Source organism: Stenotrophomonas sp. YJH_SMC_20, assembly GCF_059367845.1.
Window position 1 is genome coordinate 150226 of sequence record NZ_JCAFRG010000005.1, and the last position, 24049, is coordinate 174274.

24 protein-coding genes and 1 riboswitch are annotated in these 24049 nt (G+C 65.7%); of the genes, 8 read left to right on the forward strand and 16 right to left on the reverse strand.

The window, feature by feature from the left end:
• Positions 1-142: 142 nt before the first annotated feature.
• A complete protein-coding gene (locus AC5P6A_RS10940) occupies positions 143-2536 on the forward strand; it encodes an autotransporter family protein (protein WP_346714934.1) in 2394 nt (797 codons plus the stop codon).
• Positions 2537-2692: 156 nt separating this feature from the next.
• On the opposite strand, the gene AC5P6A_RS10945 is transcribed toward AC5P6A_RS10940, so the two are convergent.
• Genes AC5P6A_RS10945 through AC5P6A_RS10955 form a run of 3 tightly spaced genes read right to left on the reverse strand, consistent with a single transcriptional unit; the run spans position 2693 to position 6729 of the window.
• Positions 2693-3664 carry a type 1 fimbrial protein gene (locus AC5P6A_RS10945; RefSeq protein ID WP_180877098.1) on the reverse strand — a complete coding sequence of 324 codons (972 nt, stop codon included), beginning with the start codon at positions 3662-3664 and terminating at the stop codon, positions 2693-2695.
• Entirely contained in the window at positions 3661-4170 is a 510-nt protein-coding gene (locus AC5P6A_RS10950) for a fimbrial protein (protein WP_180877097.1), read from the reverse strand. The genes AC5P6A_RS10945 and AC5P6A_RS10950 overlap by 4 nt, the downstream gene beginning before the upstream one ends.
• Before the next feature lie 30 nt (positions 4171-4200).
• Positions 4201-6729: a fimbria/pilus outer membrane usher protein gene (locus AC5P6A_RS10955; RefSeq protein WP_495222313.1), complete on the reverse strand. Its 2529-nt coding sequence runs from the start codon at positions 6727-6729 to the stop codon at positions 4201-4203.
• Positions 6730-6986: 257 nt separating this feature from the next.
• On the opposite strand from AC5P6A_RS10955, the gene AC5P6A_RS10960 reads away from it, so the two are divergent.
• From AC5P6A_RS10960 to AC5P6A_RS10970, 3 genes are all read left to right on the forward strand, one after another.
• A complete protein-coding gene (locus tag AC5P6A_RS10960; RefSeq protein ID WP_180877094.1) occupies positions 6987-7502 on the forward strand; it encodes a fimbrial protein in 516 nt (171 codons plus the stop codon).
• 55 nt (positions 7503-7557) lie between these two features.
• Positions 7558-8280 carry a fimbria/pilus periplasmic chaperone gene (locus AC5P6A_RS10965; RefSeq protein WP_180877093.1) on the forward strand — a complete coding sequence of 241 codons (723 nt, stop codon included), beginning with the start codon at positions 7558-7560 and terminating at the stop codon, positions 8278-8280.
• Between the two features lie 487 nt (positions 8281-8767).
• Positions 8768-9178, forward strand: a complete 411-nt coding sequence (locus AC5P6A_RS10970) for a hypothetical protein (RefSeq protein ID WP_180877092.1) — start codon at positions 8768-8770, stop codon at positions 9176-9178.
• A 189-nt stretch (positions 9179-9367) separates the two neighbouring features.
• On the opposite strand, the gene thiL is transcribed toward AC5P6A_RS10970, so the two are convergent.
• The 5 genes from thiL to AC5P6A_RS10995 all read right to left on the reverse strand — a co-directional run bounded on the left by thiL (position 9368) and on the right by AC5P6A_RS10995 (position 13320).
• A complete protein-coding gene (thiL, locus tag AC5P6A_RS10975) occupies positions 9368-10330 on the reverse strand; it encodes a thiamine-phosphate kinase (RefSeq protein ID WP_134731594.1) in 963 nt (320 codons plus the stop codon).
• 125 nt (positions 10331-10455) lie between these two features.
• A complete protein-coding gene (gene nusB / locus AC5P6A_RS10980; RefSeq protein ID WP_005415268.1) occupies positions 10456-10935 on the reverse strand; it encodes a transcription antitermination factor NusB in 480 nt (159 codons plus the stop codon).
• A complete protein-coding gene (ribH, locus tag AC5P6A_RS10985; protein ID WP_005408061.1) occupies positions 10932-11399 on the reverse strand; it encodes a 6,7-dimethyl-8-ribityllumazine synthase in 468 nt (155 codons plus the stop codon). The genes nusB and ribH overlap by 4 nt, the downstream gene beginning before the upstream one ends.
• A gap of 197 nt (positions 11400-11596) precedes the next feature.
• A complete protein-coding gene (ribB, locus tag AC5P6A_RS10990) occupies positions 11597-12697 on the reverse strand; it encodes a 3,4-dihydroxy-2-butanone-4-phosphate synthase (protein WP_021204342.1) in 1101 nt (366 codons plus the stop codon).
• Positions 12694-13320, reverse strand: coding sequence for a riboflavin synthase (locus tag AC5P6A_RS10995; protein ID WP_021204341.1), 627 nt, complete (start codon positions 13318-13320; stop codon positions 12694-12696). The genes ribB and AC5P6A_RS10995 overlap by 4 nt, the downstream gene beginning before the upstream one ends.
• Positions 13321-13397: 77 nt before the next feature.
• A riboswitch (FMN riboswitch) is annotated at positions 13398-13543 on the reverse strand.
• Positions 13544-13730: 187 nt separating this feature from the next.
• Here AC5P6A_RS10995 and AC5P6A_RS11000 point away from each other — a divergent pair.
• The 3 genes from AC5P6A_RS11000 (at position 13731) to AC5P6A_RS11010 (ending at position 15909) form a co-directional block, all read left to right on the forward strand.
• Positions 13731-14351 carry an outer membrane beta-barrel protein gene (locus AC5P6A_RS11000; protein ID WP_021204340.1) on the forward strand — a complete coding sequence of 207 codons (621 nt, stop codon included), beginning with the start codon at positions 13731-13733 and terminating at the stop codon, positions 14349-14351.
• Positions 14352-14503: 152 nt separating this feature from the next.
• A complete protein-coding gene (locus tag AC5P6A_RS11005) occupies positions 14504-15388 on the forward strand; it encodes a hypothetical protein (protein ID WP_171953418.1) in 885 nt (294 codons plus the stop codon).
• A gap of 134 nt (positions 15389-15522) precedes the next feature.
• The gene (locus AC5P6A_RS11010; RefSeq protein WP_171953417.1) at positions 15523-15909 is read left to right on the forward strand and encodes a hypothetical protein; all 387 of its coding nucleotides are present in this window, start codon (positions 15523-15525) and stop codon (positions 15907-15909) included.
• Positions 15910-15934: 25 nt separating this feature from the next.
• Here AC5P6A_RS11010 and ribD read toward each other — a convergent pair whose 3' ends face one another.
• From ribD to AC5P6A_RS11050, 8 genes are all read right to left on the reverse strand, one after another.
• A complete protein-coding gene (gene ribD / locus AC5P6A_RS11015) occupies positions 15935-17020 on the reverse strand; it encodes a bifunctional diaminohydroxyphosphoribosylaminopyrimidine deaminase/5-amino-6-(5-phosphoribosylamino)uracil reductase RibD (protein WP_171953416.1) in 1086 nt (361 codons plus the stop codon).
• Positions 17021-17141: 121 nt separating this feature from the next.
• Positions 17142-17663: a transcriptional regulator NrdR gene (gene nrdR / locus AC5P6A_RS11020; RefSeq protein WP_019661036.1), complete on the reverse strand. Its 522-nt coding sequence runs from the start codon at positions 17661-17663 to the stop codon at positions 17142-17144.
• Positions 17664-17888: 225 nt separating this feature from the next.
• Positions 17889-18323: a hypothetical protein gene (locus AC5P6A_RS11025; RefSeq protein ID WP_146257500.1), complete on the reverse strand. Its 435-nt coding sequence runs from the start codon at positions 18321-18323 to the stop codon at positions 17889-17891.
• 326 nt (positions 18324-18649) lie between these two features.
• On the reverse strand, positions 18650-19087 hold the full coding sequence (locus tag AC5P6A_RS11030; protein ID WP_005415254.1) for a hypothetical protein: 438 nt from the start codon (positions 19085-19087) through the stop codon (positions 18650-18652).
• 86 nt (positions 19088-19173) lie between these two features.
• Positions 19174-19608 carry a hypothetical protein gene (locus AC5P6A_RS11035; protein WP_171953415.1) on the reverse strand — a complete coding sequence of 145 codons (435 nt, stop codon included), beginning with the start codon at positions 19606-19608 and terminating at the stop codon, positions 19174-19176.
• Positions 19609-19635: 27 nt separating this feature from the next.
• Positions 19636-20055, reverse strand: coding sequence for a hypothetical protein (locus tag AC5P6A_RS11040; RefSeq protein WP_111098850.1), 420 nt, complete (start codon positions 20053-20055; stop codon positions 19636-19638).
• Between the two features lie 65 nt (positions 20056-20120).
• Positions 20121-21374: a serine hydroxymethyltransferase gene (gene glyA / locus AC5P6A_RS11045; protein ID WP_019661033.1), complete on the reverse strand. Its 1254-nt coding sequence runs from the start codon at positions 21372-21374 to the stop codon at positions 20121-20123.
• A 159-nt stretch (positions 21375-21533) separates the two neighbouring features.
• Complete coding sequence (locus AC5P6A_RS11050) at positions 21534-22010, reverse strand: RcnB family protein (RefSeq protein WP_019661032.1); 477 nt, start codon at positions 22008-22010, stop codon at positions 21534-21536.
• A gap of 252 nt (positions 22011-22262) precedes the next feature.
• Here AC5P6A_RS11050 and ettA point away from each other — a divergent pair, with 252 nt between their 5' ends.
• A complete protein-coding gene (gene ettA, locus AC5P6A_RS11055; RefSeq protein WP_005415249.1) occupies positions 22263-23927 on the forward strand; it encodes an energy-dependent translational throttle protein EttA in 1665 nt (554 codons plus the stop codon).
• Positions 23928-24049: the final 122 nt, after the last annotated feature.

The window sequence follows — 24049 nt, forward strand, 5'->3', positions numbered from 1 at the left end:
TCCGTTCCAGACACGCACTGTCGCAATTAGCCCGGATCACCCCGCCTTCACACAACGTTGGCGTATACGCCATCAACCTGAACCGGGGATCCAGGTCATCGCAGTGCGCAGTCCCATCCGCTTTCGATCCCGAGGACTCACCATGCGCAATTCACCCGACCGTACTCCGTCGCTGCGACCGCTGGCCCGCAGCCTGCTGCTGGCCCTGGCCACCGCACCGATGGCTGCTGCCTTTGCAGGCGACCTGGACAACCAGCAGGCCGAAGTGACCGTAGGTGATCCTGTGGAAGCCTGGACGCTGAGGAATGGCTCGAAGCTGACGCTGCGCGGAACTGCACACCAGATCAGGGCACTCGATTCCGATGTCGCTGTCTCTTTCGGCGGGGTGATCGAACGTGCATCAATTGCCGGATCGCCCGTTGCCGTGATCCTTGATGGTCGTTCCAACCTGACCGCTGACCATGGTGCTTTCCTGGGCGGGATACAGGTCATGAAGGATTCCACCGCCACCATCAGCAACAGCACGATCTACTCGCAGCTGGGCACTGGGCTGCTGCCCACCGACGCCTACAGCATTGGTGTGGACCTGCTCAGCCTGTTCGGCGATGTTTCAGACAATACCCGTGCGGTTATCGACAACACCACCATCGTCGTCTCTGAAACGCCGGCAGGCAATGACCTCAACAACGGCCATGGCGTCCGTTTGATGCAGGGACAAGTAGATATACGTAACAACTCGCAGATCTATGCGGACAATGCCGGTATCCTGCTGGCGGCCTACCCGGGCGTACTCCAGCCGATTGCGGTCCGCATTGACAACTCACTGGTGCAGTCCGGCCGCAATGCCGCCATCTGGGTGCGGCCGACCGGTGACGCAGCCGAATACGACATCACCGTGGCCAATGACAGCCAACTGAAGGGTGGCGACGGCAACCTGCTGAACGTCCAGAATTTCGGCACGAGCGGCAGGAAGGCTGAGGTCACCTTCACCGTTGATGATTCCCGCCTGGCCGGCAATGTTAATTTCGATTCCGCTAGCGTTACTGGCAGCCTCGACGTCTTCCTGCGCAACAAGGCACAGATCGACGGCCGCTTCATCAACGTTACCTCGGCCAGCATCGACAGCGACAGCACCTGGCTGATGACCGGCGACAGCACTGTCGGCCATCTGGCGTTGGGCAACACCGGCACCGTCGCGCTGGGTAATGGCAGCACGTTCAACACCCTTACCGTGGATACCTTCGATGGCGCCGGCGGCACCCTGCTGTTCAACACCCAGCTGGGAGACGACAGCTCGGCCACCGACAGACTGATCATCAAGGGCGATGCCAACGGCCAGGCCAACGTGCGCGTGCTTAACGCTGGCGGTGCCGGTGCGAAGACCGACAAGGGCATCGAGTTGATCCGCGTGGGCGGTGCGTCCAATGCGCAGTTCGACCTGCAGGGCCGTGCGGTGGGCGGGCAGTACGAGTACTTCCTGTTCAAGGACGCGACCAACGGCGGCTGGTACCTGCGCTCGGAGCTGGCCGGCACGCCGGACCCGTGCGTGGTGGATCCCACACTGCCGGAGTGCACGCCGGTCGATCCGGTGGACCCGGTCGATCCGGTTGACCCCACGCCAGTGCTGCGCCCGGAAGCCGGCGCCTACCTGGCCAACCAGTTCGCGATGGACCAGATGCTGCGCCATGGCATGCGTGACCGCCAGGGGGGCAGCACCTCCGCCGTTGATGGCGTGCGTGGCTGGGCGCGGGTGGACGGAGCGCAGAGCAAGCTGTCTGCCGTGGAAGACCAGCTGGACCTGCGCGTGGACCGCTCGCGCCTGCAGCTGGGTGCGGACATCGGCGTGTTCGACAACGGCCAGGGCCGCGTGGGCGTGATGGGCACGCTGGCCAAGTCCGATGCCACTTCGCGTTCGCAGCTGACCGGCTACAGCGCACGCGGCAAGGTCAACGGCGGTGCGCTGGGCGTGTACGGCAACTGGAGCACCGATGCACTGTATGTGGATGCCAGCGTGCAGCGCGGCCAGTTCCGCAACCGCGTGCAGGGCGAAGGCCTGGCCGAAGAGCGCTACGACTCGGACATCTGGCAGTCGTCGCTGGAAGCTGGCTACCGCTTCGGCATCGGCCAGATCGGCAATACCGTGCTGAGCCTGCAGCCGGAACTGCAGCTGGTCTACACCGATGCCAACACCGACCGCCACGAGGAAACCAACGGCACGGTGGTGCGCAGCCTGGGCGACAGCGGTCTGTCCGGCCGCGTGGGCCTGCGCCTGCAGGGCGAAGGCCGCAGTGCCGCCGGTGCGTCGGTCAGCCCGTATGTGGTGGCCAACTGGTACCGCGACGGCGCCAGCAACGGCATGGCGTTTGATGATGAAGCACTGAAGGCCAGCGTGCCGCGCAACCGCTATGAGCTCAATGCCGGTGCGCGCGTGGACTTCCGTTCCGGGCTGAGTGCCTGGGGTGGATTTGGTGTGATGCGCGGTGACCATGGGTACCGCGAGGCGACGGCCAATCTGAGCGTGGCGTACAAGTGGTGATGTAGAAACACGCACGGCGCCGGAGGATTCCGGCGCCGTTGTTGTTTGGCCCGGTACGTCCGCTGCACTCTGCTTTCTACTTTTTTGGAGCCGAGCGTAGGCTCGGATCTACAGGAATGTTCGCGGAGCGCTGGTATTCTCCGCCAGCACTGAACATCACCGGTACGTTGCAGATAGCACAGCTTGGCCCTTGATGATGCCTGGTCCTATCGTATCGACGGTGCGGATGTAGCGCGCCTTGAACGGCAGCAGATACGATCCACCATTCTGGACCGGCCCAAACGCCCATTGGGTGCCCATGACCAGTGGAACATCGTTGAGCAGGATCTGCGTATGCACACCGGTTGCCTGCGAATCCGGCGTGGGCGCCAGCTGGTCTGTCCGGTTTCCGGGATCGCTTGCATCACTGATGCTCAGATCCACAAACCCCAGGGCCTCACATAGCAGTTCCACCTCCACATCCACCTCGGCAGCACTTTGGCCGGGGCTCGCGAGGTCGGCTACAGTGACATCGCGCAGCGTGACGGGCGGAGGAAAGATGTAGCAGGTCTCGTTCTGCATGTTTACATCCCCGGCCAGTCCATTGCTCAACTGCAGCGTGGGAAACTTGGAGAAGGTTGTTCCCACCGACCCCATCGAAACCCTGCCCACGCTCGTCATGCTTCCGCCGCGGGAGATGATCGCCATCTGCACCGACATGAACAGGTAGCCGTTGCTCCATCCTGCCACGCTGGTAGGTCGCGCCATGTCCAATGGCCCACTGGATACCTCGCCCCAGTTATTGGCGAGCCGATACTTGAATGCGATCAACGGCGACGTCGCATGCCAGCCGTAGGCAGGGTAGGAGGCCCCGTCAATATGCACATTGCGCACATAGGTCAGGCCCGCCATCGTGGGCGTCAGCGTGATTGGAAAGGAGACGTCGTTGGCACATTCCTTCAGACTCGTGCTGCCGGTGCCTCGGAAGGGGTAGAGGATCACGTCCGGGCTGAGCTCGTTCGGCACGGTGGCCGTGATTCCGTTGATGACGCGGGCCTCGTGCAGTTTGCATGCATGCGCAGCCAGCGGCGCCGAGGCAGGCAGCGCGACCAGCACGCCGCAGAGCAGTTCGCGCGCCGTCCACTTCATTGGTAATCCGCCGTCACGGTGATGTCAGTCTGCACCGCTCCCGCCGTCATGGCACCCACCGTGGGCACGTAATACCCGGCGCGCAGCGCGAAGCTAGCGGTCGCACCGGTCACCGGCACCTCGATGCCGGTATCGCCGTCCTTGAGATACGTCGTACCCGTGGCGCCCTGCAGCAACGCGATGGATACACCATCGGCCGCATCGACGGTGGCGGTGTTCTTCCAGCGCTCGGCATCACCATCGGCAGCGGTGCCGGCGAAGGACAACGTGGCCTTGGTCACGCCCACACAACCAGTGAAATCGAGACTGCCCGTCTTGAGCTTGTTGTCGCCCTGGGTGATCTCGCTGGCCTGCACCGGATCCAGGGTGATGGCAGGTGCGTTCAATGTGCAGGTACCGGGCAGCACGCGGCCGCTGATGGTGAGGGTGGCGGTATCGGCCAATGCGGCCGGCGCAGTGGCAATCAATGCGAGGAAGGTGACCCTACGCAAGGCAACAACGTTCATGGGGAATCTCCTGTGGAAAGGAATGACAGATCAGGGGGTTGCGGGAGCGGCGGCCTGCAGGCCACGCACGGGGGCAGCCAACGGCATGCACAACGCCTGGCTCCACGACAGGCCGTAGCCGTCGGGGGCGTCAGGCATGCGGTATTCCAGGCGACATCGGTGTGCGCCGTCCGGGTCGACAATCAGCGCGCCGGCATCCTGCGCACCACGCAGCTGGATGACACCGCCCTGCCCGACGGCGCCCTTGGGCGTACCGGATTCGTCCTCCACCCGCGCAGCGAACGGCAACGGTTGGCCGAGGGCGTCGGTGGCGTCGATGAACAAGGTGCGCTCACGGCGCGAGCCGAACGCCACGCCCACGATGCTGCCCGCAGTGGGTGCTACCCGCTGCGAGGTCTGCAGCAGCTCCACCTCGATCGGCAGGCCGGACGGATCCAGATCGATCTGGTTCCAGCGGTATGGGCTGACGTGCGGCAGCAGCGCGTAGCCATTGCCTGCCACGCGCACGTGGCCGCCATAGCCGACCCGCGCACCCTGCGCGCCATCGGCATGGATGAGCGCAAAGCCCTCGCCCACCGGTGGGCCCAGGTTCATGCCGCCGCGATGCAGGGCAACGCTGCCGCTGGCACCCAGCGACAGGTTGCGGTAGTCACCGCTGCGGCTGTAGCCGGCGTTTGCGTTGCCACGGCTGCCCTGGTAGGCGGCGTAGGCGCTGGCGTTGCCTTTGCTGCCGCCACCGTCGCTGGCCGACAGGCTGTAGCTGAGCGCGCGATCTTGGCCCAGCACGCCGTTGATGCCCAGCTGCGCCTGCGTGCCGTTGGCGGCATGGCTGAGCTGGCCGCCCAGGCGCGGCGCGCTGGGGCTGCGGCCCAGTGGCACACTGACGGTGAGCGCATAGCGCGTGTCCTGGCGGCGTTCGCCTATCTGGTAGCGCAGCGCGGAGAGGCCGATGTTGGCCCTGCCCACCACGGTCTGCACACCCAGCTGCACGTCGTTCTGGCGTCGCGTGCTATCCCAGTAGCGGGTGTGTCCGCCACTGAGGTACAGCGTGCTGCGCTGGCCCAGCTTCTGCGAAAAGTTCATCTGGTAGCGCTGGCGGGCGCGGCTGGTGTAGCCCCAGTCATCACTGCGCACGCGCGCGAAATCACCCAGCGACAGGTAGCCACGTGTGCTGTAGCGGTAGGCGGCCAGACCGAAATTGGTGCCGGTGCGCGCCACGTAGCGCTGGTAGTTGATGCGGAAGCTGTTGCCGCTGACCGCGCCGACATGCAGCGGCTGTGCCCGCGAATGCGTGATGTCGGCACCGAAGGCACCCACCGGCGTGTTCACCGCCGCACCGGCCAGCAGCGACCGGTAATCCTCGCCAAGTTGCGCGCCGCCCAGCACGGTCAGGCGGTTGCTGATGCCCCGCGCATAGGTGGCTTCGGCAAAGTGCAGTTCGTCCCAACGGTCGCTGTTGTCGCGCAGCTGGCCGACGGTGGCGCTGAAGCGGCTGGCGCCGGGGCGCAACGCCTGCGGCACAGCGGAGAAGTTGACGTTGAAGCGCTGCTCGCGGCCATCGGGCTCGGTAACGGTAACTTCAAGATCGCCACCGAAGTGGGTGGGGTACAGATCCTCGATGACGAACGGTCCGGGCGCCACCGTGGCTTCGTGGATGATGTTGCCGTTCTGGCGGATGCGCACCACCGCATTGCCCTCGGCGATGCCACGCACCACCGGCGCGAAACCGCGCAGTGAATCCGGCAACATGCGTTCGTCGGTGCCCAGGCGCAGGCCTGTGAAGGCCACGCTCTCAAACAATTCACCGCCGGTGTTGCTTTCGCCCAGCAGCAACTGGCTGTCCCAGCCAGGCAGATCGCGCTGCAGCGTACTGCCGATCACGTCGTGGCGGCGGCCTTCGCTGCCGTGGCTGATGGATGCGCGATGGCGCAGCCGCCAGGCGCCTAGATTTAGGCCAGCGTTGAGGCCCAGATAGGTACTGTCGCGACCACCGCTGCGGTTGTGGTTGAGGCTGTAATCGAAGAAGCCGGCGGTGATACCGCGGTCGCGCTGGTCCGGTGCCACGTAGCCGCGCGCGCGCCGCGCCTGCGCGGCCTGTGGCACGTTCACTAGAAGCTGCAGATTGCTTTCATCGAACTCGACCGTGGCGCCCTCGATCAAGTCGGGAAGCACGACGCAGCCTTCATCATCCTGGTCCAGATCGGCCAGGAACATCTCCTTCAGCGGCAACTGGCGTACCAGCCCGGCTGGCAGGCACGGGGTCGCCCCCAGAGGTGCCGGTGCCGCCACGAAGGTGATATCGCGCATGTCGTGGAACTGGCCATTGACCATCACGTCCAGGGGATACACGCCCGGCTCCATGGGATTGCCCTGCGCATAGCGCTGCAGGTCGATGGCCTTGCCGCCGATCAGGAAGCCTTCGCTGAACTGAAGGGGCGCATCGCCGCTGGCACACGCGCGTCCGGTGATCATCATTGCCACGGTGGCAGCAATCGCCGGGCCCAGCACGTGAACGGCAGGACGGCGCGATACCCGTAGTAGGAAGAGGCGGTTGTTCATGGCTGGCATCACTCGATGAGATCGCAGGCGACATCGCTCGAGATCAATGAGGGCCGCAGCGTAGACAGCGCCTCCCTGCCTTCCCATTGAATTTATTGCAAAGCGACAACACCGACCCGAACGGCGCGGCTATCGCAAGGAACCGGCAACACGCTTGCAACTAATTGGATGTCCGTCCCGCACCCATCTGGAAACACTGTGCGCATTCGCTGGCACATTCACTGCGGATCCCCTGACTCCTAACCAAGGACATTCCCATGTCGAACCGACTGAAGCTGATTGCTGCTGGCACGCTTGCGCTGGCGCTATCCCCCACCGCCTTCGCCGAGACGCTGGAGATCACCGGCGAGCTGATGACCAGCACCTGCTCGGTGGATGCCACCGGCGGCACCATCACCGTGCCGATGGGCAAGGTGGACGTCGCGTGGGTGAATGAAGCCGAGCGCGCCGGCATGAAGAACTTCAGCATCCTGCTGGACTGCACCGGCTCCGGCGCTGCGCAGGATATAGGTGTGCGATTTGGCGGCACGCCCGACGGCAGCACCGGCAACCTGGCACTGACTGCGGCGTCCACGGCCACCAACGTGGGCGTGGCGCTGTATGACGCTGCGGGCAACCACCAGAAGCTGGGCGAGGACCCGCTGCAGTGGGTGAACATTCCGGCGGCCGGCAAGGGCCAGCTGGACTACAGCGCCTGGTATTCCTCGCCGGGCAAGAACGCCAGGGCCGGCACGGCCAACGCCTCGGGCGATTTCATCGTGCTTTACAAGTAAGGCACACCCCTGCGCGCCACCCCCGTGGTGGCGCGCCTTATTGGAGGATGACCTGATGAAGATTCGTGCCATGTCGTGGATGACCGCGCTGCTGGCTGGTGCCCTGGCGCTGCCGGCACCAGCAGCGGTGACGCTGCAGGGCACGCGCATCGTGCATGACGCGGCCCAGGGTCGCGACGTAACCGTGAAGGCCACCAACGGTGGCGACAAGGCCGCTATGGTGCAGGTCTGGATTGACGATGGCGACAGCCATGCACGCCCCGAGAACGTGCGCACGCCCTTCCGTCTGACGCCGGCCGACCCGCGCCTGCTGCAGGCCCACCAGGGGCAGGCGTACCGCATTACTTACGCGCCGCGCCCGTCGGAGACACCGCTGCCGACGGATCGTGAATCGCTGTTCTACTTCAACCTGCTGGACATTCCGCCCAAACCCACCGATGCCGCCAGCAAAAACCTGCTGCAGTTCGCGGTGCGTACCCGGGTGAAGCTGTTCCATCGCCCGGCCGGCCTGCCCGGCAAGCCGCGCGATGCCGCCGGGCAACTGCAATGGCGTGCGCGGGCCGGCGCCCTGCAGGTAAGTAACCCCAGCGCCTACCACGTGACCCTGAGCACGTTGACACTGCCCGACGGCCGCACGGTGGAAACGGACATGGTCGCGCCGGGCGCCGAGTTGCGGCTGCCGCTTCCTGGCGGCGCAGCGGTGCCTGCGTCGGTAAGGTTCCAATGGCTGGACGATTACGGCACGCCGCGTGATGCAGAGGCGAAGATCTCCCCTTGAGCGCAGCCTGACGCGCGAGCCGTCTTCTGTAGAGCCGAGCCCATGCTCGGCTGCTTTGCGGCCAGATCGGGCTGAACCCCGTGCATTGCGCTATGAGCCGAGCATGGGCTCGGCTCTACATACTTTGTCGTAATTGACGCGCTCCCGTGCGAGCGGAACATTTGCAACGTTTTCGAACTTTCCAACAATTCTCATTGGCAGCATTGGCGCTTCATGCAAATCATGTGGCGCCACCGACAACGGGTGGCACGGGCTTGCAATCCCGTTTGATCGATGTTGTTTACGCTTGCCTGCCGGCGTCGCCTCCTTCCCCTGTGCCTGGGCGGCGTCGGCAGGCATTCCGTCTATGCCTACATGGCGGACGGTGCGCGGGGGCCTTGTGCCCGCCGGCGTTTCTACATCGGTCACCGGTATTGCAACCACGCACCGTCCGCCACCCTCGCTGTTAAGCAGGGTGGCCCCTTGCCGCTTGCACAAGGACGCCGCCATGACCGCTTCCCCCTACCCGCACCTGTTCGCCACCCTGGGCGAGGCCGCCACGCGCCTGCCCGATGACCTGGCCCGCACGCTGGAAGACACCTTCGTTGCGCTGCAGAGCGGCAACAGCGCCGGGGCCATCACCCTGCAGGCCTGCCTGCAGTACATCCGCCAGGGCGACGCCGCCGATGGCCAGCCGTGGCCCGGCAGCAACCGCACACCCGGGCAGCGCTTGGCCTTGGCGCGCATCGACCGCGCCAATGCGGGGCTGAGTTTCCTGCTGGAACTGCTGCACGCCACCGAACGCGTCCGCGTGGACGGGGATATCGACCAACACATGGATGACGGCGCGCGCGAAGGGCTGCTGCTGGCCTGCCGTGGGCTGGCCGAGTATGTGGATGTGCAGTTGCGGGCGGTGTAATGGCAACTGTAGAGCCGAGCCCACGCTCGGCTCATCACGATCCAATCGGATTGCAGCCGAGCGTGGGCTCGGCTCTACAAATGCCACGTCAACCAAATAGTGCACACTTGGGGTCAGATCCCTTTGCGGCGCAAAGGGATCTGACCCCACCCCCAAAGCTTGGCACCCAGCAGGGCGGTACCGCTGCGGCTACGCGAAGTGCTGGTATCCGCCGTCGGCGGCTTCGCCATCCACGTGCACGCCCTGCCCTTCGGCAATGCGGCCGATGCGGGTGAGCGGTACGTCCAGCGATTCGGCCAGGTAGTGCAGCGCGTCGCGCTGATCGGCGGCGGCGGTGAAACACAGCTCGTAGTCATCGCCACCGCGCAATGCGCAGTCACGCGCACCGTCGCGGCCGAGCAGATCGCGCAGCGCGTGCGAGATCGGCAGCGAATCGGCATCCACATGCGCGGCCACGTTGCTGCGCGTGGCGATATGACCGAGGTCGGCCAGCAGGCCGTCGGACACATCCACCGCCGCGTGCGCGAAGGCCCGCAGGCGCAGGCCCAGAGTCACTCGCGGCGTCGGCCGCAGCAGGCGCAGGCGCAGGCTTTCGTAGTCGGCCAGCAGCGTGGCGGTGGCGATGCTCAACGCACCTTGTTGCCACAGGCGCAGCGCGCCGGCGGCATCGCCCAGCGTGCCACTGACCCAGATGTCATCGCCTGCCTGTGCGCGGTCGCGCCGCAGGGCCTGGCCACGCCCGACCTGGCCCATCGCGGTCACCGACAGCGACAGCGGACCGCGCGTGGTGTCGCCACCGATCAGCGCGATGTCGTGCTGGTCGGCCAGGGCGAAGAAGCCATCGGCGAAGGCCTCGATCCAGTCTTCAGACGCTTCCGGCAGTGACAGTGCCAGCGTGCACCACGCCGGGCGCGCGCCCATCGCGGCCAGGTCCGACAGGTTGACCGCCAGGGTCTTCCAGCCGATGTCGAAGGCCGGGGTTTCCACCGGGAAGTGCACGCCGCTGTTGAGCGTGTCGGCGGTGACCACCAGTTGCTCGTTGGCGCGCGGCTGCAGCAGCGCGGCGTCGTCACCGATGCCGAGCAGGATGTCGTCGCGCTCGAGGGTACGGGCGCGGATGCGTTCGATGAGGGCGAATTCGGCCAGGGACATGGGGCGTTCTACTTTCATGTGGAGCCGAGCCATGCTCGGCTGCAGTTCGATCACGCGCCGCACTGCCGGACGCAACCGTGCGCTGCACGGTGAGCCGAGCATGGCTCGGCTCTACAGGAATCGGGTCAGTGACCCGATTCGACCTTGCGCCATTCCACGGCGGCACGATCCAGCACGCCGTTGACGTAGGTGTGGCCATGTTCGGAACCGAAACGCTTGGCCGATTCGATGGCTTCGTTGATCACCACGCGGTATGGCACGTCCAGGCGGTAACGCAGCTCGTAGGCGGCCAGGCGCAGCACCGCACGTTCGATCGCGTCCACTTCTTCGATGCCGCGGTCCAGGTACGGGCCGAGGGCTTCGTCGATGTCGCGACGGTTGTCGAGCACGCCGTGCACCAGCGCCTCGAAGTAGGCCAGGTCGGCAATTTCGCGGGCCTGCTCGTGGGCGAACTGGGCGATCAGCGACTGTGCGTTGCCGCCGGAGATCTGCCAGGCGTAGATGGCCTGCACGGCACGACGGCGGGCGCGCGAGCGCAGCACCGGATCGACGCCATCGCGACGGACGGGTTTACCGGAGGGCTTGCCCTGGGTGTTCTTGTTCATGGCAGCTGCTCCAGAAGATTGACCATTTCCAATGCGGCGAGTGCGACTTCCTCGCCCTTGTTGCCGTGGCTGCCGCCTGCGCGGGCCTCGGCGTCTTCAACGCGTTCCACCGCCAGCACGCCGTTCAGCACCGGCACGCCGAAATCCAGCTGCACGCGCATCAGGCCTTCGGCGCAGCGGTCGGCCACGTGTTCGTAATGACGGGTATCGCCACGGATCACGCAACCCAGGGTGAGGATGGCGGCGTGTTCGTGGGCGGCGGCCAGGCGCGCGGCCACCAGCGGCAGCTCCCAGGCACCCGGCACGCGGATCACGTCGATGTTGGCTTCGGTGATGCCGTTGCCGGCCAGGCTCTGACGGGCGCCAGCGACCAGCGTGTCGGTGATGCGGGCATTCCAGCGGCTGGCCAGGATGGCGAAGCGCGCCGATTCGGGAGTGCGAAGATCGCCTTCGAAGTGGCTCATATGCGGCTTGGGGACTCGATAAGGGGGTAATTCTAGCGTGGATGGGCCCCGGCCGTGGCTGGCGGAGGCCCAGGGCTGTGCCGACCAACGGTCGGCACCCACCCGAGGTAGGGCATGGTCGGCACCTACCGGTAGTGCCGGCCGCTGGCCGGCAATCCCAGGGAATGCGGTTGCCGGCCAGCGGCCGGCACTACCCATTACAGAGTGACCGTCTCCACCACTTCCAGGCCATACCCGGCCAGGCCGATCTGGCGGCGCGGGGTGCCCAGCACGCGCAGCTTGCCCAGGCCCAGGTCGGACAGGATCTGTGCGCCGGCACCGTTGCGGCGCCACTGGCCCACATCCTTGTCCTTGCCCGGCACCACCGGTGCCGGCTGCTGGCGCAGGCGGGCCAGCAGGGCTTCGCCGTCGCGTGGGGCCGACAGCACCACCATCACGCCCGCGCCTTCGGCATCGATCGCACGCAGGGCATCGGTGGCCGCCACGCCGAAGTCGTCACGGCGCCAGTGCAGCAGGTCGGCCAGCGGGTTTTCCACCTGCACACGTACCAGGGTCGGGGTGTCCGCGTCCGGGGTGCCGCGGACCAGAGCGAAATGCAGGTCGTGGGCGATGCGGTCGCGGTAGGTCACCAGCTTGAACGGACCGAATTCGGTGTCGATCTCGCGCTCGTCCACGCGCTCGACGGTCTTTTCGGTAGCCAGGCGGTAGGCGATCAGGTCGGCGATGGAGCCCATCTTCAGGCCGTGCTCGCGGGCGAACACTTCCAGCTCCGGGCGGCGCGCCATGCTGCCATCCGGGTTCAGGATCTCCACCAGCACGCCAGCCGGCTCCAGCCCGGCCAGCATGGCCAGGTCAACGCCGGCTTCGGTGTGGCCGGCGCGGGTCAGCACGCCGCCCGGCTGGGCGATCAGCGGGAAGATGTGGCCCGGCTGGTGCAGGTCCGACGGCTTGGCGTTGGGCTTCACCGCGGTGCGGATGGTGTGCGCGCGGTCATGTGCCGAAATGCCGGTGGTGACGCCCTCGGCGGCCTCGATACTGACCGTGAAGTTGGTCTGGAACTGCGCGGTATTGGCCTGCACCATCGGCGCCAGGCCGAGGTCGGCGGCGCGGGTGCGGGTCAGCGGCAGGCACACCAGGCCGCGGCCGTGGGTGACCATGAAGTTGATGTCACTTGCCTTGACCAGCTCGGCGGCCATGATCAGGTCGCCTTCGTTCTCGCGGTCTTCGTCATCGACGATGACCACCATGCGGCCCTGGCGGATGTCTTCCAGGATTTCCGGGATCGGGGCGAAATTCATGCGACGTCTCCCTGGGGGTGCTGACCGTTGGTCGGCACGCTGATCAGCCGCTCCACGTAACGGGCGACCAGATCGATTTCCAGATTGACCGCGTTGCCCACGCCGGTGGCGGAGAAGGCGGTGTTGGCTACCGTGTGGGGGATCAGGGCGACTTCAAAACCCTCATCGTCCACTTCGTTGACGGTGAGGCTGACGCCGTCCACGCAGATCGAGCCCTTCCTGGCGATGTAGCGGCGCAGCGAGGCCGGCGCGGCGAAACGCCAACGCTGGGCACGCGCGTCTTCGTGGATGGACAGGACCTGGCCAAGGCCGTCGACGTGGCCGCTGACCAGATGGCCGCCGAGGCGGTCGGTCGGCCGCATGGCGCGCTCCAGGTTGATGACCGCCCCTTCACCCAGCTGGCCCAGCGTGGTCAGGCCCAGGGTTTCGGTGGAGGCATCGGCTTGGAAGCTGCTGGCGTCGAATGCGATGACGGTGAGGCAGACGCCGTTGATGGCAATGCTCTCGCCCATCTGCACGTTGTCGAACGGCAGGTTTCCGACATTGAAGGTGAAGCGGACATCGCCGCCGATGGATTCGCGTGCGGCCAGACGGCCGACGCCTTCGATGATTCCAGTAAACAAGTAACGTTCTCCGCGAAAAGTGAGCGAAAAACGCCGCAAGGCAAACAGGCGGGCGCAGGGCCGCGAAGGCCCTGTGGCACCGTCTTCTTTCATCCGGACTATGACCGTCGGCTCCGGCATTGGACCGGATCTGCTGACCCCCGGCCGTGGGCCGGAGCGCTCGCGGGCTCGTGCTTGCGCACCTACCGCCGGTGGGGAGTTGCACCCCGCCCTGAAGACGTTTGTGTACCGGCGAACCGGCGTGGCCAGTGTACCAGCCCGGGCTGAACGGGGCTGGATGCCACAGCTGTGACGGCCGTCGCTCGCAATTTGTAAAACTTTCATTAAAATTCGCAGCGGACGACATGAGGTCGCCCACGGGTAGCCGAGAGGGCTGGCCCGCCAATGGACTGAAATTCACAGGAATTCCCATGCGCAAGATGCTGATCGTGGCCGCCCTGCTGGCCGCCGCCCCGCTCTCGGCTTCGGCCGACGCCCTGAGCTACACCTACGTCGAAGGCGGTTGGACGCAGGTCAAGGTTGACGACAACGCACTGGACGACCCGAAGGTCGACGGCGGCTACCTGCGTGGTTCCGTGGCGATCGCCGAACAGGTCTACGTGTTCGGTGGCTGGTCGCGCACCAGCAAGACCAATCACTACGGCAATGATTCGCTGAAGCTGGAACTGAACCAGCCGGAGCTCGGCATCGGCTACCACATGCCGTGGACCGACCGCCTGGACTTCACCGCCGATGCCGCATGGGTGCGCCAGAACGCCGAAGCCACCGTCCGCTACGACGGCCTGCGTTTCAGCCAGAAGGACCACACCAACCTGGGCCGCGTCACCCTGGGTATCCGTGGCAAGCCGTCGCGCATGACCGAAGGTTGGGTCAAGGCCGGTTACATGGACGGCGGCAACAACTTCAAGGGCACCTGGGTCGGCACCGTCGGCGGCCAGATCAACTTCACCAGGACCTGGGGTCTGGTGGGCGAGATCTCCGGCTACCGCGACGTCACCCAGTACTCGGCCGGCGTCCGCGCCAGCTTCTGATCCAACGATCGCTCCTCGTCGTGCGATCGAACGGGCCCCGCAAGGGGCCCGTTTTTTTGGCCGGGGTACACCGCCATGTGACCTCTGGCCGCCATCGAAAGTAGTGCTGGATGCGCTAGGCTTGCGCGCCTCTGGAACAGGAAAACACCGTCATGAAGACCCCCACCCGTACCCTTCTGGCCAGCGTGCTGCTGTGCGCCCCGCTGATTGCCAGCGCGGCACCGGCCCAACTGGCACCCGAGCAGGCCTTCGACCTGTATGCGCGCGTGCTGCTGGAGGACGATGCCACCGCCACGCGCACGCTCAACGACGCACTGAAGCCGGCGTTCGAGGGCCAGGATGCCGTGACCCCCAACCCGGGTGCGCTGGCCAAGGCCTTGGCCGAACCCTGGCAGACGGTACTGGCCAGCACCGGCGCCAAGGTCGACGCTGCGGGCACCGAAGCGCTGTATGCCAAGGCGCTGCGCGATTCGAAGTGCCGCGCGACCAAGAGCGTGATCGAAGACAACGAATACGTTGAAGACCAGAAGCTGGCGCGGATCAGCTACAGCTGCCAGGTGCCCGACCTGGGCAAGGTCCGCCCGCTGTTCGCCGCCAGCCTGGCCGACGATGCCAGCCCGGCCGCGCGCAAGCAGTTCACCGATGCCTATACCCAGGCACTGCTGAGTGGCATGCGCGTGCCGGTCAACGGCACCTTCACCCTGTACCCGGCCAAGGACAACGGCTACTGGTACAGCGGTAATTTTGACGATCTGGTGGGCACCGTAGCCGGTGCGCTGGCGCCGTTCGAGGACTGGATGCAGGACGCGCAGGCGGCCAACGCGCCGAAGGTGACCGGCGTTCCGGATTGCGACCTGTTGCTGCAGCAGCACCGCGCCTGCGTGGCGAAGATCGCGCCGGACCAGATCAGCGGCGTGGATGCGATGGCCGAGGAACTGAAGGCCAAGGCGCAGGTGAAGTCAGCCGATGAGATGACGCAGGAGTGCAAGGCGCTGCGCCCGATCGCCGAAATGATGTGGACCGACGAATGCGCGTAAGCGCGAGCTAGAGCCGGGTCCACGCTCGGCTCATCGTTACCTGCGGCAACGGCGAGCGCACTTTCGGAACCGTTGCATGGCCTTGCGCGGCCCGCATGGTCAATGCTGTTGCCCTCTTCCACCGGGGCAACCGCATGAAACATCGTACGACGTCGACTACCGTCATGCTGCTGGCGCTGATGGTGAGTGGGCAGGCCGAAGCGTACAGACCCAAGACCTTCATCGTCCGTCCATCGGTTGCCTTCGAGTCGAACCAGCTACGTGACAGGGACATCGATGCACAGCTGAGCGAGAACGACGACTGCCGCGCCTTCCTGCAGTACCACGATCGATGTGCACCGACGGTCCTGCCGGACGAGTACGACGACGGCATCAGCCGCCGCAGACTACGGTCGAAGTCGACAGAGCTGGCGGGGGAAGCGCTCAGTGCCTACTGCCGCGACCTGCACGTGCTGTGGAAGCAGCAGTGGAAAGAACAGTGCCCCGCCTACGAAGACGAGGACGAGGACAAGGGCACCTGACGACGCCGGAGATACCGCCATTCCCTCACGGCCGCAGCAGCAGCCTGATGTCCTCGCCGACCTGGCGCTGGTCAACCACCCGCAGGCGGCGCTGCTGGTCCATGCCATCGATGCCGAGGCCGGTCAGCAACGGGCGTCCGCCGTCGCCCAGCAGTGTGGGGGCCTGGTACAGCAGCAGCTCGTCCACCCAGCCGCCGCGCAGCAAGGCACCGGCCAGCGTCGCGCCGGCTTCGGTATGCACTTCGTTGATACCGCGTTCGGCCAGCAGGGCCAGCACCGCCCCCAGATCCAACCGTCCCTCTGCGCTGGGCACGCTGGCGAATTCGGCGTCGGCCGCATCCGGCGCGCTCACCGCCGCATCGTGCAGGTACAGCGTCGGGGCCCCGCCTTCGCGCACGCGGCTGCATTCGAGCGAACGCAGGCGCGAATCGAGCACCACGCGCAGCGGTGGCATCACCTCGGTATCGGCCAGGCGCACGGTCAGCATCGGGTCGTCGGCAATCACGGTGTCGGCGCCGGTCAGGATTGCACCCGCACGTGCGCGCCAGTGCTGCACGTCTTCGCGCGCGGCCGGCCCGGTAATCCACTTGGAGCTGCCATCGGCCATCGCGGTGCGGCCATCGAGGCTGGCGGCCAGCTTCACCCGCAGCCACGGGCGGTTGCGCTCCACGCGCGACAGGTAACCCTTGTTGAGCTCGCGCGCCTGTGCCGCCATCAGCCCTTCGGCGACGTCGATGCCGGCATTGCGCAGCAGATCGAAGCCACCGCCATCGACCTTGGGGAACGGATCGCGCATCGCCGCGACCACACGCGACACGCCCGCTTCGATCAGTGCCAGCGCACACGGTGGCGTGCGCCCGTAGTGCGCGCAGGGTTCCAGGGTGACGTAGGCGGTGGCGCCACGGGCGCCGCTGCCGGCCTCGCGCAGCGCGAACACTTCAGCATGCGGGCCACCGGCGCGCTGGTGCCAGCCCTGCCCGACCACGCGTTCGCCATGGGCGATGACGCAGCCGACCATCGGGTTGGGACGGGTGGTGTAGGCAGCGCGCATGGCCAGGCGCAGCGCGTTGGCCATGTGCAGGTGGTCGAGGGCGGAGAACGGGGTGGTCATGCGGCCATGGTAACGCCGCCGGTGTGGATCCATGCCGTCAGTGCCAACCAACGGTTGGCACCCACCAGTGAATGCGGCCACCGGTGCCCCCCCAAGGTTGGCACCCCCAAGGCAGAGGCAGTCAGCCTTTCTTTTTCTTGGTCAGGGCAATCACATCGCCCAGCAGCTGCAGCTGTTCGGTACTGGCCGGCAGCTCGCGCTCGAGCTTCTCGATCTCCTCGCGGAAATCGGCGACGTCCTCGAAGCTGCGGTACACCGAAGCGAAGCGCACGTAGCCCACGTGGTCGAGCTTGCGCAGTTCGTTCATGACGAACTCGCCAACCTTGATCGAGGGCACTTCGCGCTCGCCGCTGATACGCAGCTGGTGCACCACCGCACGTACCGCTGCTTCGATCTTTTCTTCGGGCACCGCGCGCTTCTGCAGCGCGCGATCGAACCCCGCGCGGACCTTGCGCTGGTCGAACGCTTCACGGGTGCCATCGCTCTTGACGATGGCCGGCAGCTTCAGCTCGACCGTTTCCAGGGTGCTGAAGCGCTCGCCGCAGGCTTCGCATTCCCGCCGACGGCGAATCGTCGCGCCGTCTTCAGAGACGCGCGAGTCGATGACCCGGGTATCGGCATGTTGGCAGAAGGGGCAATGCATGGAACGCCTGGCTCAGGGAGCAATTGCCATGGTCATGGCAGCGTCGCAAAGGTACCTGAGAAAGCGTTCGGCAGCAAATCCGGGCAGCGCTCGGCCGTGGTCGGGGAGTGTCGGGCGCCAGCACTACCACCGTGATGCGTAGACTGTAGACCCAACGCCCCATCGCGGCTCGTCGGAGAATGGCCGTTCGGGGCGGAGATACCGGCGGCGCGCACACCGGGCAACTCATTTCTCCAGCTTTGCCAGCCATCGCAAGTGCAAGCTCAGGCTGGCCCAAGGCGCACCGAAGACGATCAGGAAAGGCATAACCAGCAATAGTCCGGGGTCCCACCCAATCGCCGCAAAGAGCATCGCCGCAACTGCCGCCGCCTGGACTGCAGAAACAATGGGCAAAGCCTCCAACCAGGCAGCTTTGGAACACAGCCCCTGGGAACCTGCAGTCCGCCAGGTGTTCGCCAGCATCGGCGCTGTGTAGGCACTCCATACCGACATGAGCGCCCAACTTGCGGCGGCCATCAGAAACACTTCCGATGGCTGGCGGCTGAGCCATGCCATCAGAAGCACCAACGCGATCAATGCCCCCGCCAGAGCACATGGAATGGAAAACAGCAGGAGATGCAGAAGCAAACCAACAGGCTTCTGGCGACCCGGCGTGTTCATGGGCTACCCCGGAATGAAGACTGCGGAAAGGTTGAGCGGCAGGTTTTCCGCACACCATGCAATTTGTCTGAAAGTCAGCTGCGTGGGAGAGTCGACGTTCGTGCTCCCTGCGCAGCCACACCAGCCGCCCCTCCATCACAAGCAATCGCGGCCCATGCCCGAGCAACTCCAGCGTCGATATCTCTCATTGCTTGACGGTGATCTACAACGTGGCGGCGACCATGCCGAAGGCGAATCGGCACGCCTGGCTCAGGGGAATACCTGCTGGCACGGTCATGACTGAGTCGCAACAGCACTTGAGAAGGGCCCAACCAGCAAACTCGGCTTCACTTCACTTGTCCGCTGGCTTTCGACAGCCATCGGAAGTGGCAGGCAAGGCTGATCCAGGGAGCCCCCCAACCGATTGCCAATATCAGCAGTATCGGATGCACTCCAAGACTTGAAACTGTTATCACCAACGCGGACACAGCCTGAGCAGCTGAAACTAGAAACAGCGTTCCCAGCACTGGCGCGGCGGGCTTCAATCCATCCGGTCCGTGCATCTGCCACGTGTTTGTGAGCTGGTAAACAGGCGGGATCGCCGTCACGGAGAGCAGACCCCACATCGCAAGCAATCCAAGAACTGCGCTGTTGTCACCGCCACGCGCCCATACCCCTAGCAGCAACAGCAGCGAACCCAACAGGCCAGCCAACGCGCAGGGAATGGAAAAAAGAAGGCTGTGGAGAAGCAGGTAGAGGCCGTGTCGGCGGCGCCAGGGTTGCATCGGGGGCTCCTTTCAGTAGTTCGGAAGACCCTAGTTCTGACGCCTGCAGCACACCATGCAATTTCTCTGAAACTTCCAACCACCAGTCACACAGCGTCGGTCGCGCCCCGGCGCAGCCACACCAGGTGCCCGGCCATCACCAACAGCGGTGGGCCAAAGCCGAGGAAGCCCAATGTCGAGATCTCCCCGTGCTTGAAGGTGAAGTACAGCGTGGCGGCGACCACGCCCAACGCGGCCAGCACGCCCAGCGCCAGGCCGGCCCAGGCGGCAACCGGTGATTGGCGAAGGCCGGCAACACCGCGCCACAGGAACAGCCCGCTCAGCCACAGCCACGACAGCAGGCCGATGATGCCGGCCGACGACCACAGCAGCAACAGCGTGTACTCGTCGCCCGTCAGGTACTTGCCGTCCCATACGGCCATCAGCCCCAGCACGGCACCCGTGCCGCCTGCCGCCACGGTGGGCAGGCCCACCAGCAGGCCGGCGATCGCCATCCAGCGCTTGTGCAGGCGCTCATCCATGCGTTCGATGTCCTTCCATGGGCCACGTCATGCCCGGCGCTTGATCCACACCAGCATCGCAGCCGGCACCAGCATCGACGGGCCCAACAGCAGCAGGGCGATGCCTTCGGCGTGGACGGTGCTGCTCCACCACAGCGCCAGCCCCAGCGGGGGCACGGCGGCAAGACCGCCGGCCAGCAGCATCCACCACCAGAGGCGATGCACCTGCAGCCCGGCACGCCCCTGCAGCAGATACCCGGCGCTGAGCCACAACCAAGCCAGGCAGCCGGCAATGCCGGCCAGGCCCCACAGCGGCATCACGGTCACCGCAGCCAGCGTGCCATGGCCGAACTGGCCCAGCCCCGTCAGCAGCAGCATCAGTGCCGCAACGCCGCCGGCCACCAGGCTGGGCAGGCCGAACAGCACGGCCAGGGTGGCGTACAGGTATTTGAGGCGGCGCTCATCCATGCGCGATCGCTGCAATGCCGGGGTCAGAGCCCTTCCCTGCGGGAAGGGGTCCGACCCCAACCCGATCAGCCGTAGACCGGGTACTTGCGGCACTGCGCGCTGACGGCGTCGCGCACGCGGGCAATGACAGCGTCGTCGTTCGGTGCATCGAGCACGTCGGCAATCCAGTTGGCCAGGTCCACGCAGTCCTGTTCGACGTAACCACGGGTGGTCACCGCCGGGGTACCCAGGCGCAGGCCCGAGGTCACGAACGGCGAACGCGGGTCGTTCGGCACCGAGTTCTTGTTGACGGTGATGTGGGCCTTGCCCAGCGCGGCTTCCGCGTCCTTGCCGGACACGTCCTTGCCGATCATGTCCACCAGCATGAGGTGGTTCTGGGTGCCGCCGGAGACGATCTTGTAGCCGCGCGCGATGAGCGTGTTGGCCATCGCCTGGGCGTTCTTCACCACCTGCTGCTGGTAGGTCCTGAAGGCCGGTTCCAGCGCTTCCTTGAAGGCCACGGCCTTGCCGGCGATGACGTGCATGAGCGGACCGCCCTGGATGCCCGGGAACACGATCGACTGCAGCTTCTTGACCAGGTCTTCGTCGGCGCCCTTGGCGATGATGATGCCGCCACGCGGGCCGCGCAGGGTCTTGTGGGTGGTGGAGGTCACCACGTGGGCGTGCTCGAGCGGGCTCGGGTAGACGCCAGCGGCGACCAGGCCGGCCACGTGGGCCATGTCGACGAACAGGTAGGCACCGACCTTGTCGGCGATGGCGCGGAAGCGCGCCCAGTCGATCACCTGCGAATAGGCCGAGAAGCCGGCAACGACCATCTTCGGCTTGTGCTCCAGGGCCAGGCGCTCGACTTCGTCGTAATCGATCAGGCCCTGGTCGTTCACGCCGTACTGCACGGCGTTGAACAGCTTGCCCGAGGCATTCACCTTGGCACCGTGGGTGAGGTGGCCGCCGTGGGCCAGGCTCATGCCGAGGATGGTGTCACCCGGCTGCAGCAGGGCGAAGTACACGGCCTGGTTGGCCTGCGAGCCGCTGTGCGGCTGCACGTTGGCGTAGTCGGCACCAAACAGCTGCTTGAGGCGGTCGATCGCCAGCTGCTCGGCAATGTCCACGTATTCGCAGCCGCCGTAGTAGCGCTTGCCCGGGTAGCCTTCGGCGTACTTGTTGGTCAGCTGGCTGCCCTGGGCTTCCATCACCGCCGGGCTGGTGTAGTTCTCGCTGGCGATCAGCTCGACGTGGTCTTCCTGGCGCTGGGTTTCAGCGGCAATGGCCTTGGCCAGTTCGGGATCGTAGGATTCGATGCGGACGTCACGCGGGAACATCGGGTACTCCAGCAGGCAGGGAAAGGGGTACGGCTCAGCCCCTGATTGTAGCCCCGCACCGGCCCGCCGGGGCCGAAAAGGACGGGGCCGGCACTTCCGAAGGAATCCGGCCCCGTGCATGCCAGTGGATCCACGCCATGCGTGGACGTGGCCGCCGGCTCAGCGGCTGTTGATGATGTAGTCGGCGATGATGCCGGTTGCCACCGCCACCAGCAGCATGTTGCCGCGGTCATCGCGGATCCAGTGGTGCCCATGCGGCGGGCGGCGCAGGTGGTAGCGCGGGTAGTCGTTCACCACGTAGATCGGGCCACGGTAGTAGTCGCGGTAGCGGTGGCCGACCTTCCAGCCGTAGCCAGGGCCATAGGCCGGTCGATAGACCACGCGCGGCGGCGGTGCCGGGCGGTAGTAGCGGTCATGGTCGCGGTGCCAGTCGCGGCGGTCGCGTTCCCAGTCGCGCCGGGCCTCACGGCGGTCGCGTTCCCAGTCACGGCGGTCCTGTCGCCACTCGCGGCGGTCCTCGCGCCACTCGCGGCGGTCGTGGCCGCGACGGTGGTCGTTGTCGGCGAAGGCGGGAGCCACGGCACCGAGCGCCAGCACAGAGGCCACGGCGCTGGCCATTACTCGATTGATGCGCATGTCAGACCTCTGTTTGGGTGGTGGTGAGCCCATATTGCGCAACCGATCTGAACCGTTTCCGGCTGGAAACGCTTCCCGCTGCAGGACTGTGACGGAGTATTCAGGCCACGGCCAGCCGGCGCCCCTGCGCCGGGCGCGGCCCGGAACCGGTTCCGGCTATAATTGGCGGTATTCCATTCCAGTCTGTGCCCGCTGCCGCAACGGGATGTTCCCGTGACGGGTCGGGTGCAGGGCCGCGCCTACGGAGACCTCATGTCGTCGCAATACATCTACACCATGAACCGCGTGTCCAAGGTGGTCCCGCCCAAGCGGCAGATCATCAAGGACATCTCGCTGTCCTTCTTCCCGGGTGCCAAGATCGGCCTGCTGGGCCTGAACGGCGCCGGCAAGTCCACCGTGCTGAAGATCATGGCCGGCGTGGACACCGATTTCGAGGGCGAGGCCCGCCCGCAGCCGGGCATCAAGGTCGGCTACCTGGCGCAGGAACCGGAACTGGACCCGAACAAGACCGTGCGCGAGTCGGTCGAGGAAGGCGTGGGCGAAGTGCTGCAGGCGCAGGCTGCGCTGGAAGCGGTGTATGCCGCCTACGCCGAGGAAGGTGCCGACTTCGACGCGCTGGCCAAGGAGCAGGAGCGCCTGGAGGCGATCCTGGCCGCCGGTGATGCGCATACCCTGGAAAACCAGCTGGACGTGGCCGCCGATGCGCTCCGCCTGCCGCCGTGGGATGCCAAGATCGCCAACCTGTCCGGTGGTGAAAAGCGCCGCGTGGCGCTGTGCCGCCTGCTGCTGCAGAAGCCGGACATGCTGCTGCTGGACGAACCGACCAACCACCTCGACGCCGAGTCGGTGGAATGGCTGGAACAGTTCCTGGCGCGCTACACCGGCACCGTGGTGGCCGTTACCCACGATCGCTACTTCCTGGACAACGCCGCCGAGTGGATCCTGGAACTGGACCGCGGCCGCGGCATTCCGTGGAAGGGCAACTACACCGAATGGCTGGTGCAGAAGGATGAGCGCCTGAAGCAGGAAGAAAACCAGGAAAAGGCCCGCCAGAAGGCGATCCAGAAGGAACTGGAGTGGTCGCGCCAGAACGCCAAGGGCGGCCGTTCCAAGGGCAAGGCCCGTCTGGCCCGCCTGGAAGAGCTGCAGTCGCAGGATTACCAGAAGCGCAACGAGACCAACGAAATCTTCATTCCGCCGGGCGAGCGCCTGGGCAACATGGTGATGGAGTTCAAGAACGTCTCCAAGAAGTTCGGCGACCGCCTGCTGATCGACAACCTCTCGATGCTGATTCCGCCGGGCGCGATCGTCGGCATCATCGGCCCGAACGGCGCCGGCAAGTCGACCCTGTTCAAGATGATCACCGGCCAGGAAAAGCCGGATTCGGGCGAGATCGTGATCGGCCCGACCGTGCAGCTGTCCTACGTGGACCAGAGCCGCGACAAGCTGGAAGGCAACCACAACGTCTTCCAGGAAATCGCCGGCGGCCTGGACATCCTCAACATCAACGGCATCGAGATCCAGTCGCGCGCCTACATCGGCCGCTTCAACTTCAAGGGCCAGGACCAGCAGAAGATGGTCGGTTCGCTGTCCGGTGGTGAGCGTGGCCGCCTGCACATGGCCAAGACCCTGCTGCAGGGTGGCAATGTGCTGCTGCTGGACGAACCGTCCAACGACCTGGACATCGAAACGCTGCGTGCGCTGGAAGATGCGCTGCTGGAGTTCCCGGGCAACACCTTCGTGATTTCGCACGATCGCTGGTTCCTGGACCGCATCGCCACGCACATCATCGCTTTCGAAGGCGACTCGCACGTGGAGTTCTTCCAGGGCAACTACCGCGAGTACGAGGAAGACAAGAAGCGCCGCATGGGCGACGACGCTGCGCCGAAGCGCCTGCGCTTCAAGGCGCTGAAGTAAGGCAACCGGAAAGGCCGCGCTCGCGCGGCCTTTCTCCTTTCGGTAGGTCACCACCGTTGGTGGTGACGCTTCAAGGCGTACCGACCAACGGTCGGTACCCACCACCAACGGGTCGAGATTCC